This window comes from Polynucleobacter sp. 39-46-10, assembly GCF_002282275.1.
In genome coordinates, this window is record NZ_NCJB01000067.1 from 1 (window position 1) to 11,155 (window position 11,155).

At 47.4% G+C, this 11,155-nt stretch carries 12 protein-coding genes, 1 other RNA gene and 1 pseudogene; 2 read left to right on the top strand and 12 right to left on the bottom strand.

From position 1 onward, the window contains the following. Nucleotides 1-24: 24 nt before the first annotated feature. A complete protein-coding gene (ndk, locus tag B7X71_RS07355) occupies nucleotides 25-450 on the bottom strand; it encodes a nucleoside-diphosphate kinase (RefSeq protein ID WP_046330292.1) in 426 nt (141 codons plus the stop codon). A 294-nt stretch (nucleotides 451-744) separates the two neighbouring features. On the opposite strand from ndk, the gene B7X71_RS07360 reads away from it, so the two are divergent. Continuing rightward, on the top strand, nucleotides 745-1,446 hold the full coding sequence (locus tag B7X71_RS07360; protein ID WP_293597969.1) for a Bax inhibitor-1 family protein: 702 nt from the start codon (nucleotides 745-747) through the stop codon (nucleotides 1,444-1,446). A 94-nt stretch (nucleotides 1,447-1,540) separates the two neighbouring features. Here B7X71_RS07360 and rlmD read toward each other — a convergent pair whose 3' ends face one another. The 11 genes and pseudogenes from rlmD to dnaX all read right to left on the bottom strand — a co-directional run bounded on the left by rlmD (nucleotide 1,541) and on the right by dnaX (nucleotide 11,050). Beyond that, entirely contained in the window at nucleotides 1,541-2,968 is a 1,428-nt protein-coding gene (gene rlmD / locus B7X71_RS07365; protein ID WP_293597977.1) for a 23S rRNA (uracil(1939)-C(5))-methyltransferase RlmD, read from the bottom strand. Further along, nucleotides 2,961-3,782 carry a 3'-5' exonuclease gene (locus B7X71_RS07370; RefSeq protein ID WP_293597970.1) on the bottom strand — a complete coding sequence of 274 codons (822 nt, stop codon included), beginning with the start codon at nucleotides 3,780-3,782 and terminating at the stop codon, nucleotides 2,961-2,963. Before B7X71_RS07370 ends, rlmD begins: the two co-directional genes overlap by 8 nt. 8 nt (nucleotides 3,783-3,790) lie before the next feature. Further along, entirely contained in the window at nucleotides 3,791-4,564 is a 774-nt protein-coding gene (locus B7X71_RS07375; protein WP_293600451.1) for a peptidoglycan DD-metalloendopeptidase family protein, read from the bottom strand. Continuing rightward, nucleotides 4,561-5,184, bottom strand: a pseudogene (locus tag B7X71_RS07380) (protein-L-isoaspartate(D-aspartate) O-methyltransferase); the annotation flags it as partial. The pseudogene B7X71_RS07380 and the gene B7X71_RS07375, both read right to left, overlap by 4 nt. Nucleotides 5,185-5,213: 29 nt before the next feature. After that, nucleotides 5,214-6,008 carry a 5'/3'-nucleotidase SurE gene (gene surE / locus B7X71_RS07385; protein WP_293597972.1) on the bottom strand — a complete coding sequence of 265 codons (795 nt, stop codon included), beginning with the start codon at nucleotides 6,006-6,008 and terminating at the stop codon, nucleotides 5,214-5,216. Nucleotides 6,009-6,230: 222 nt separating this feature from the next. Beyond that, a complete protein-coding gene (locus B7X71_RS07390) occupies nucleotides 6,231-7,643 on the bottom strand; it encodes a carbohydrate porin (protein WP_293597973.1) in 1,413 nt (470 codons plus the stop codon). Nucleotides 7,644-7,820: 177 nt separating this feature from the next. Then, nucleotides 7,821-8,018 (bottom strand): hypothetical protein, encoded by a 198-nt coding sequence (locus B7X71_RS07395; RefSeq protein WP_293597974.1) that lies wholly within the window; start codon nucleotides 8,016-8,018, stop codon nucleotides 7,821-7,823. Then, on the bottom strand, nucleotides 8,019-8,282 hold the full coding sequence (locus tag B7X71_RS07400; protein ID WP_293597975.1) for a hypothetical protein: 264 nt from the start codon (nucleotides 8,280-8,282) through the stop codon (nucleotides 8,019-8,021). It abuts the gene before it with no gap. A gap of 105 nt (nucleotides 8,283-8,387) precedes the next feature. Further along, nucleotides 8,388-9,011: a recombination mediator RecR gene (recR, locus tag B7X71_RS07405; RefSeq protein WP_216133499.1), complete on the bottom strand. Its 624-nt coding sequence runs from the start codon at nucleotides 9,009-9,011 to the stop codon at nucleotides 8,388-8,390. A 25-nt stretch (nucleotides 9,012-9,036) separates the two neighbouring features. Further along, nucleotides 9,037-9,360: a YbaB/EbfC family nucleoid-associated protein gene (locus B7X71_RS07410; protein ID WP_215374483.1), complete on the bottom strand. Its 324-nt coding sequence runs from the start codon at nucleotides 9,358-9,360 to the stop codon at nucleotides 9,037-9,039. Between the two features lie 40 nt (nucleotides 9,361-9,400). Continuing rightward, entirely contained in the window at nucleotides 9,401-11,050 is a 1,650-nt protein-coding gene (gene dnaX / locus B7X71_RS07415; RefSeq protein ID WP_293597976.1) for a DNA polymerase III subunit gamma/tau, read from the bottom strand. A gap of 32 nt (nucleotides 11,051-11,082) precedes the next feature. Between dnaX and ffs the strand changes: the two genes are divergently transcribed. Then, nucleotides 11,083-11,155: signal recognition particle sRNA small type (gene ffs, locus B7X71_RS07420), an RNA gene on the top strand; the annotation flags it as partial.

Below are 11,155 nucleotides of genomic sequence, written 5' to 3' on the forward strand. Positions count from 1 at the left end.
AGGTTGTTCGTTAGCAATCGTGAATTAACGATTGAAAACGTTCATGCCAGCGAAGAAGAATGCAACTTCGACAGCAGCAGTTTCAGGAGCATCAGAGCCGTGAACAGCGTTTGCATCGATGCTGTCAGCAAAATCAGCACGGATAGTGCCTTTGTCTGCCTTCTTAGGATCAGTAGCGCCCATCAAGTCACGGTTCTTCGCAATTGCGCCTTCGCCTTCCAATACCTGAATCATGACAGGACCAGAAATCATGAAGCTCACCAAATCTTTAAAGAAAGGACGTGCAGCGTGCACAGCGTAGAACTGCTCAGCTTCAGCTTGTGACAAATGCGCCATTCTGGACGCAACAATCTTCAAACCAGCAGATTCGAAACGGTCATAGATCTTGCCGATTACGTTTTTTGCAACAGCATCAGGTTTGATAATTGAAAGGGTGCGTTCGATAGCCATGTAAAACTCCAATAGTGATTTCAAAGATTTTGCTGAAATTAGCGCTAATTTGGATCCAGGGAGAACTTCTGCCCCGCTTCCTACAACGCGCCAGGAATTCAGCGACCCCCGAATTATACATCGGATGACCGTATTTACCCTGATCTGGGCGTAGCTAAGCCATTGAATTTACAGGGCATAACCCTTTGATTTGTAGTCTTTTTCATGGGGGGCTTGAAATTACCCTATTTTGTCTATACTTACTGTCAACAGCCCCTGGTGGGCTCGTGTTTTAACTATGAAAAAGGAGTCAATATGAGTGATCTCAACTCTTACGGCTTTGGGCAAACTGGCTCGATTAGCACCCCTCAGGTACGCAACCGCGTACTGCGCAATACTTACGCCCTTTTGGCGCTCTCAATGGTTCCTACTGTCATTGGCGCATGGCTTGGCGTTGCATTTGGGCTCAACTTCATGGCGGGCAGTCCTTTTATGGGCTTCATCGTCTTTATGGCAATCGCCTTTGGTTTTTTCTGGGCGATTGAGAAAAACAAAGATACCGGCTTAGGCGTTCTATTGCTTCTGGGCTTCACCTTCTTCATGGGCATCATGATGTCCGGCTTAGTAGGCTACACCCTCAATAGTTACAGCAATGGCGCTACCTTGATCATGCTGGCCTTCGGTGGCACTGCAGCGATTTTTGCCGTGATGGCAACGATTGCTACTGTGAGCAAGAGCGACTTCTCAGGCATGGGTAAGTGGTTGATGGTCGGCGTACTGCTCTTGATCGTGGCTTCTTTGGCCAATATTTGGTTGCAGCTACCTGCTTTGATGTTGACTGTGATGGTTGTGGCAATTGCCATCTTCTCAGCCTTCATTTTGGTTGATGTACAACGCATCATCAATGGTGGTGAGACCAACTACATCATGGCTACATTAGCCATCTACTTGGATGTGTATAACGTCTTCACCAATTTGCTCGCACTCTTGGGCATTGTGGGTGGCGACAGAGACTAAGTCTTATTCTCCAGCTTCAACAGAAAAGGCACCTGAGGGTGCCTTTTTCTTTATCTCGATATTCTGATTTTCTGTTCGGTTGAACTATTCACCCTCAGGGTCTTTCGAACACCGCCATGGATTCGACATGCGATGTGTGAGGGAACATATTGACGATGCCCGCACTCTTGAGAACATAGCCTGCCTGATGACACAAGATATCGGTATCTCTGGCTAACGTCTTTGGATTGCAGGACACATACACAATGCGTTGAGGTGGCAAATCGCTACCCTGCTCATGTAGTTGAGCTAAGGCTTGGCAAATCTCCATAGCGCCTTCACGCGGGGGATCCATTAGCCAGCGGTCAGCTTTACTCCATGAAGCAATCGTCTCTGTGCTCACTTCAAACAAATTACTTTGCATGAAGCTGACTTTATCTTCGAGCTGATTGTGCTCTGCATTGGCTTTGGCTCTGGTGGTCAGGCTTTCTAGACCCTCAATACCCAAAACCTTGCTCGCCTTTCTTGCAAGCGGCAAGGTGAAGTTGCCAATGCCACAGAACAAATCGAGCACGCGATCACTTGCTTGGACTTCTAAAAGACGAATCGCCCTACTGACTAAAGCACGGTTCATCATGTGATTGACTTGCGTGAAATCCGCTGGCTTAAATGGCATCTCGATGTCAAACTCTGGCAGGCGATAACAAAGCTTACCGGTTAATGGATAGAACGGCGCAACGGTTTCAATACCTTTGGGCTGCAACCAAACCCAGACTTGATGCTCGTCTGCAAAGTCTCTGAGCAACTGTTCGTCAGCTGGCGTCAGTGGCAGGAGATTTCTAAATACCAATGCCGTGACTGGCTTTGATTTTTTGGGGTCATCTGAATTGGGATCTTCGGGCTCACCAACCGCAATTTCAATCTGCGGCATGCGATCAACAATCGACAAACCCATGACTAATTTACGCATCTCAGGCAACAAATCAGAAACATGTTTTGGCAAAATTTCGCAAGCAGTCATGTCGGCAACATAGCCACTCTTCCCTTCATGAAAGCCAATCAGTACCGTACCTTTTTTGATGGAGCGATTAACTGCGCTTAAGCGCGCGCGATGACGATACTCCCAAGCGGGGCCACCCATGGGGCGAAGAATTTCTTCGGGGGCAACTTTTGCTATGTGCTTTAGATCGTCTTCAAGCACGCGTTGCTTCATTGCAACCTGCGCCCGAATATCTAAGTGCTGCATAGTGCAACCACCGCAGACTCCAAACGATTTGCACTTCGGCTCCGCTCTAAATACGGCAGACTTAAGGATGTCGAGTACCTTGGCTTTACTGAAGCGGGCCTTGTCACGAGTAATGACATAAGTGACTAGTTCAGTTGGCAGTGCGCCTTGAATAAAAATGACCTTACCACTTTGACCTTCTGCAGCCTCTTCCTCGTTCGGCACTAAGCGCGCAATGCCTTGGGCATCTAGATCAAGGGAATCAACTCGTACTGGCTCAGTCACAACGATATGGACTGGCTTTTCTCCTCTACGCATCGGGTGCAAAATCCAAGAGATATTCTTGCCACTGCTCGCCATGCGGCTCTTTAGATTCTTTTTCTAAATAGGCTTTAACAAAAGTGATTTCATCTTTGTATTCTTCCAATGAGAAACCACCGCGCATCAATTGAAAGCGGCAGTACATCAGATAAGTATTGACCACATCGGTTTCGCAATAGCGACGAATCTCATCAATCTTGCCATCTTGATAAGCAGGCCAGACTTGACTGCCATCCATACCCATCTTGCCCGGGAAACCGCAGAGTTTGGCGAGTCCGTCTAATGGTGCATTAGCGCGACCATTAAATTTAGCCAAAAGATCCATCAAATCGAGATGGCGCATGTGATAGCGACTGATGTAGTTATTCCACTTGAACTCACGGCTATCGTTTTCTTGGCTCTCGCCCATCTCCCAGTAGCGTGGTGCTTGTACATGGTTTGCTAATGCGCGGTAATGCAGCACTGGAAGATCAAAACCACTGCCATTCCAAGACACTAACTGAGGGGTATATTTCTCAACGAGCTCAAAGAAGGTTTGAATCAATACCTTCTCACCATCTTGCGCAGTACCTAGTGTTCCCACCTTAATTTGGGGTGAACCATCTTTGGTTGTTCTGCGGATGACGCAGGAGATAGCGCAGATACGTTGTAGATACAGTGGCAGAAACTCACTGCCGGTTTTCTCTGCCCGCTCAGCTATGGCTTTAGCCGCAACTTCACTATCAGATAGCGCATCGGGATAATCATTGAGGCGACGCAATCCAGCAACATCCGGAATGGTTTCAATATCAAAGACGAGTACGGTTGCCATACTGGCGATTACTGCAGGTAAGGCGTAGGATTTACTGGCTTGCCATTCACACGTAATTCAAAGTGGAGTTTTACTGAATTGGTATCGGTGTCACCCATCTCGGCAATCTTCTGACCCTTCTTGACCGCATCACCCTCTTTTACTGAGAGCGTCCGGTTATGGGCATAGGCTGTGAGATAGGTGTTGTCATGTTTGATGATGACAAGATTGCCATAACCACGCAAGCTATTGCCGGCGTAAACCACTTTACCGTCAGAAGCTGCGGTCACGGGTTCGCCTAACTTACCGGCAATATCAATACCTTTGGTTTTTTCACTGAAATCTTCAGTGACTTTGCCTTTAGCTGGCCATGACAGTTTAATACCTGGTTCGGCAACGATTTCTTTAGCGGACTCTGATTTAGGGGCCTCTACTTTTGGCGCATCGGTTTTAGGCAGATCGCCAGCCGTTTTCGGAATGGACTTAACAGTCATTTTGCTGTTAGCTGGCGGCTTTACCAAAATGAGGTCGCCCACTTCAATTAAGTTTGGGTTAGATAAATTATTCCACTGCACCAAATCCCGTGGGGATTGTCCATTATCTAAAGCAATACGGGCCAAGGTATCACCGCGCTTCACGCGATAGTAGCCCAGAGGAGTTGGCTCGTTTCCGCCGCCACTTCGATCAATCACATTAGCCGGCTTAGCCCTAGGAGTGCTTGAACAACCCACATTGAGCACCAAGGAAGTCAAGGCGACTAACAGTAGGAGGTATTTAGACGGTAGATTCATAGGAATTTTCATACTACCCCTGATTGTAAGGGGACAAAAAAGACCTCGTCCAGAACTGTCCTTTGATAGCGCTGGGAGCTCATTCGCTCAACCATGATCAATTGCTGCTCTTTCTCATTCTTGGCAACCGGAGCCACTAGGCGCCCGCCAATAGCCAATTGATCCAATAATGCGTCCGGAATCCCTAGACCTGCTGCCGCCAGAATAATTCCATCAAATGGGGCAGCCTGCGGTAGACCCAAGATGCCATCCCCATAGATCAGGCGCAGGTTCTTAATTCGAAATGGGCGGAGTTTCTCTCTAGCCATGTCGTGCAATGGACGAATTCGCTCAATTGAATACACCTCATCCGATAGCAAGCTGAGCACTGCCGCCTGGTATCCGCAGCCAGTACCGATTTCCAATACTTTTCCCAAGGTCTGTTTGGGTTTATGTAAAAGCTCGATCATGCGTGCCACTACCGATGGTTTGGAAATCGTTTGTGAATGTCCAATCGGTAAAGCAGTATCTTCATAAGCCTGAGGATGCATCCCTGCGTCCATAAATGCATGGCGGGGAACGGTAGCAATAGCTTCCAATGTTTTACCGTGCTTAACCCCAGCTGCGAGTACTTTCGCAGCTAAGGCTTGCCGATGGCCGGCATTACGCTCCGCTGCTGGTCTCAACCGCGCGTCCAGCCATTAGCGCGCATGCTAGCTAAGCGAGCATGATGGGTTAAATCCAATTGCATTGGTGTGATCGAGATGTATCCCTCATCAATTGCATGAAAGTCTGTGCCTTCAGAGCTATCTTTTGCATGCCCTGCCGCTCCAATCCAATATATGTCATCACCACGTGGGCTTTTTTGAACTACTACCGGCTGGGAGTGATGGCGATTACCTAAGCGAGTCACGCGCCAACGATTCAGGTCGGCGTATGGACGATTCGGAATGTTGACGTTGAGTAAAGTTGCAGGTCCTTCGCTATGCGCCATATTAGAGACCAACATTTGCGCAACGATATCGTGAGCGGCTTTCGCTGCATCATCAATACGATTCCAGCCTTTATCAATTTGTGAGAAGGCAATGCCGGGAACACCAAACATCACACCTTCTACTGCGGCAGCAACGGTGCCAGAGTACAGAGTATCTTCACCCATGTTCTCGCCTTGATTAATACCAGAGACTACGAGATCCGGCTTTTCATCTAAGAAACCCGTCATCGCAATATGGACGCAGTCAGTTGGAGTGCCGTTAATAAATAGGAAACCATCACGCTCGCCACCAGCCACACGATGAATCGATAGTGGTCGTGAAAGTGTTAAAGAATTGGAGGCGCCACTGTGATTTTGCTCAGGGGCAATGACTGTTACTCGCCCCAATGGACGAATAGCATTGACCAAGGCCAAAAGACCGGGGGCAAGGTAGCCGTCATCATTTGAAATGAGAATGTGCGGCTGTTTTGTATTTTCACTCATAGTATTTTTAATGCGATCCCATCACTTTTACTTGACTCATACTGTTTCCAGATGAGCGCTTTAAAGCCTAGATTCGCATCCCTTGGAACAGCTCAATTACGCAAAATAAGTTAACGACTTCACTTTTATTGATTATAGGGGTGCACAGGCGCAAGGAACCCCCAAAAAACACATATCTAATTGATTTTTATAGCCTAATTAGGCAAGGACAGCCTGAAACCATTAAAACTCAGCATGAACCCTAAAAGACAGGATGTTTACCGGTCCGCGGGCAGAGTTATAGGCAGGGTTGATGATGTGCTGAAAGTTCAGGCCAGCCAGAACATTCTTGATCACAGTGGCGTTGTAATACACCTCACCGATCCGCTCTGGTGAATATGAAATCGTTTGGCTAGGACTTGCATAGTCACCAATGAAATAAGACACACCCCCTGCTTGCAAGTAGCTGCGGCGATAACTTGATAAACCGTTTTGCATTGCCGAGACACCAATTGTGTCCTTGGGGCGCTTCCAGCTAGTACCGTTCATTCCCATACCAATTGAAATTGAGTTATCTGCTTCAGTGAATGACATCGTCTCAGTATGACCATCGGATGTAAACGCACGACCATAGATACCCAAGTCCTTAGTTAAGGCTTGCTCAGCATTGATACCAATACCCGTCTTGATTTGATTACTACTGCGAACATTGTTAATAGCTTGCGTACCCTGGGCATTATTCTGAATCACATAATTTGTCGCATCCTCAAAGCGCGCCAGAATCATACGATTGCGATAACCCAGCACACTGACCTTACCAGGCAAATCAGCAATATTGTGTTGACGCTCTACTTCAATTTGATCACCATAGGCATTGAAGATTTGCCAATTGAGATCACGGCCATTCGGCGTTTTAGGGGCAAGCATGCGTGAGGCGCGCATGACCCAGTTATCGAGATACCACTCGCCTGCTAAGCCCCAGCTATAGCCGCGTGCATCAGCTGCATAGTCATATGCCAAGTAGGTCATATTGCCCCAGTTCATAAACTGAATGCGGGGGTCTTTGGCGTAACGACTGTCATCAAAGATATCGAGCGTGGAGAACTGACCGCCAGTCAGAACTACACGATTGCTACTGACGGTTTGTGTAATTTGATTGGCTTCATTCTCAAGAACGACTTTGTCGCCTTCTTGATTAATCGTATGGCGCGCAAATGCACGAGCAGAATAAAACTTCGCTTGTGCACCATTAGCTTTAGTTGCTTCACCGTTAGTAAAGCCGCCAAGACCCGCTAAATCCGAAAAAGGTATGCCCGATACCACTTCTGGATTGAAATAAATATCGGTATTAGGTGCAAGGCGTGCGCCAAAGAATAAAGTCCCCGACCAGGTATAACTCATCGACTTCAATGAATCTAAGCTGTTCTGCCCAGAATAGGATGAAGTGAAATTGTTGTAACGCTGATTGATGTAAGTAGTTTGGCCATGCAGATTTACTGGCATACCCCAGAGGCTTCCCTCGGTAGGCAACAAAGCAATAGGCTCAGCAAAAGTCTCGAGTTGGTCGGCGCCAGATCCGGCCTTCTGAGCAAGCGTAGATGTGCTGCAAATGGCAGCAAGCACGCTCAACAAGAGAAGATAGGATTTGTGGGTCATTCACAATTTCACAATGCACAGCGTCAATGACCAATGAATGACTGAAAATTAAATGGTCAGATCTACCGGGGTAAAAACAAGACAACTCAGTTAGGCACGGCGTGAGATTGAAGCTCAACAGGGGTGCAGGCCAAATTATCCCTAAAAAGGGGTAATTTACCTAGAATTTATGTCGATTTAGTGACGATTGGGCTGCTGGGCTTGGGCATTGACGATATCAAGCAACATTTGACCGGTTAATTCGGAATGGTCTTCAGCAGATTTACCCAAACGAACCCAATATTCAATTTGTTGAGAGGGAGATCGCCCTTCCATCCCACCGACTTCCCTAGCTTGCATTACTAAATTCTGAGACAGCCTAATCACTTTGGGCATTTAACTCGACAAAGCCTCTTTAATAGCAATCTTACGATCAATGCTTCTAATTAACCGCTCTATGGGTATTGCCTTAGCCTTCCCACTTCGGAGCTCTTTCATGCTTTTATCAGCCATTTTTAGATCCTGTTGATCCTCAAGCTCTTTGCAATGCAGATCGGCCATTAATTCTTCGACGGTATTAAACTTTTGCCCTTTACCAGACTCAAGTTCTGCAATTGCAGCCAAAGTTTGCAAAAGGTTTTTATTAGGTTTTGAGGGCATCTTTTAATGGGTCAGAAGAATGTCTGACAGCACTGTAGTTAAAAGATGAATGTAGCTGTTTAGCTCGCTGATATCAACGCCAAGAGCAAAAGGGTTTTTAGAAAACTACCCTACTGTTCGACGATCCATCAGCGCTCTAGCTAAGGTGCCTGCATCCACATACTCAAGCTCACCACCTACCGGAATACCTCTGGCGATTCTGGTGACTTTGATTCCTTTGGATTTGAGTACTTCACCAATGTAGTGGGCTGTAGCCTCACCTTCACTGGTGAAATTCGTTGCCAGAACAACTTCCCTGACTGGCACTCCAGTATCTGGAGATTCAATACGATTAAGCAATCGATCGAAATGGATTTCATTGGGGCCCATGCCATCCAGTGGTGAGATGCGGCCCATTAATACAAAGTAATTACCTTTGAAACTCAATGTCTGCTCGACCATCACTTGGTCAGCCGGCGTTTCCACAATGCACAGTAATGATGGATCACGACGATCATCATTACAAGTTGCGCAGATTTGGGTTTCAGAGAAGGTATTGCAACGGGCGCAGTGCCCCACTGTCTCTACAGCTTCACCCAATGATTGGGCCAATACTGCTGCACCATTGCGATCATGCTGCAGTAGATAGAAAGCCATACGCTGCGCTGACTTTGGTCCTACTCCAGGCAATACGCGCAATGCCTCGATCAATCGACCGAGGGCATCTTGTGGAGCTTCTTGACGTGCCATTAAATAAACAGTTTTTTATTAATGATTAAAACGGTAATTTAAAGCCAGGGGGCATTGGCATGCCAGCAGTAGCACCAGACATCACTTGTGCATTAGCCGCCTCTACTTGTTTGAATGCTTCTGTATAGGCAGTAACTAATAAGTCTTCCAGCATTTCGCGATCATCCATTGCACCTGGATCAATCTGCACGCGTTTCATTTCGTGTTTGCCAGAGATGGTGACTTTTACTAAACCACCGGCAGCTTGGCCAGTAACTTCTAGCGCAGCCAATTGCTCTTGCGCCACTTTCATCTTCTCTTGCATCTGCTGGGCTTGTTTCATCAAACCAGCAAGGCCACCTTTCATCATCGCTTTATTTCCTTGTATCTAATATTGTTAAATCTGACAATTAAAGAGGCTTCACAGAACCACCGACGACTTTGGCTCCAAACTCTTTTTCTAATTGCTGAATAAATGGATCTTGAGCAATCATCTGCTCTGCGTTTTGTCTTTTCTCTTGATGAACCTGAGCATCGACTTTAGCAACTGTCTTGCCTTCAACTTCACCCTTTTCTATTATTACTTTGATCGGTTTGCCAAAGTGTGCAGTTAATGCGTCAGCCAAACGACCAACAGAAGCTTCTGAAGCCAGTTGCGGCATTGGTGTCACAACAGTAGCGCGCACGCCTGCTGGTGAATCTTCCCAATCTTGTAATTCTGTCTGAAACGCTAATTGCTGAACCAAACCTTTAACCGGCAACTGACGCATCAAGGCATGCCAGTCTGGACGATTTGCTGCAGATGCAGTCGCTGCTGGTGCAGAAGCTGGAGCTGGAGCGGATGCTGCAGGAGCAGGCGCTGAAGACCTAACTGGAGCAGCAGTTTGATTTACCGGAGCTGCTGGTCTTGGAGCTGATGCTACTGGCGGCGCTGAATTCCCTACTCTGCCTGGAGTTTCACTTCCGGGACGAAAGGCCAACATGCGCAAGAGCGTCATGGCAAAGCCAGTTTGTTCATCTGGGGCAAGCGATAAATCGGGGCGGCTGGTAATGCTAATTTGGTAAAAGAGTTGCGCCTCTTCTTTTGTAAGTGCGCTAGCCAGGCGACGAATCTCTGCTGCTTCAGGCCAATCTTCCAAAACAGATTCTGGGACAATTTGTGCGGCAGCGATTTTCTGAATGAGACTTGATAGATCTGCCAGTGCTAATGAGAAAGACATACTGCGCTCACCCATCTCATTTGAGATAGCTAGCAATGTCGCACCATCTTTTGTAATCAAGGCATCCAGAATGCGAATGAGATAAGCATCATCCAATGTGCCGAGCATGCCACGCACTGCTTCTTCAGATACTTTGCCAGCAGCATAGGCAATTGCTTGATCGGTGAGAGATAAAGCATCGCGCATCGAACCCTGCGCTGCTTTAGCTAAAACACGCAGTGCATTGGTTTCGCAATCGACGTTTTCTGCAGCGAGTACTTTTTCTAAATGCTCAACGATGAGCGGTACAGGCATTTGCTTGAGATTGAACTGCAAGCAACGGGACAGAATAGTTACTGGAATCTTTTGTGGATCAGTAGTCGCAAGTATGAACTTCACATGTTCAGGCGGCTCTTCGAGCGTCTTGAGCATGGCATTAAAGGCATGATTGGTGAGCATGTGCACTTCGTCAATCATGTAGACCTTGTAACGCGCATTACTTGGAGCGTAGGCTGCCTTCTCTAATAGAGCGGCAATATCGTCTACCCCGCGATTACTCGCAGCATCCATCTCGATATAGTCAACAAAGCGACCGGCATCGATTTCTAGGCAAGCTGGGCATTTTCCGCAGGGTTCTGAGGTCATGCGACCTTGACCGTCTTCCCCGGTGCAATTGAGGGCTTTGGCCATAATTCGGGCAATAGTGGTCTTTCCGACCCCGCGAGTGCCAGTAAAGAGCCAAGCGTGGTGTAGTCGACCCTGATCTAAGGCATGGGTTAATGCCTTAACCACATGGTCTTGTCCTACCAATTCGGAGAAAGTTTTAGGGCGCCACGAACGGGCTAAAGCCAATGCTGTCATGTATTACATTCTAACAAGCTAAAATGGAATTGGACGGGCCTCCCCGCATGGCGGTTTGGATAACCTGGTCAGGTCGGGAACGAAGCAGCCAAACCCAATTCTGTC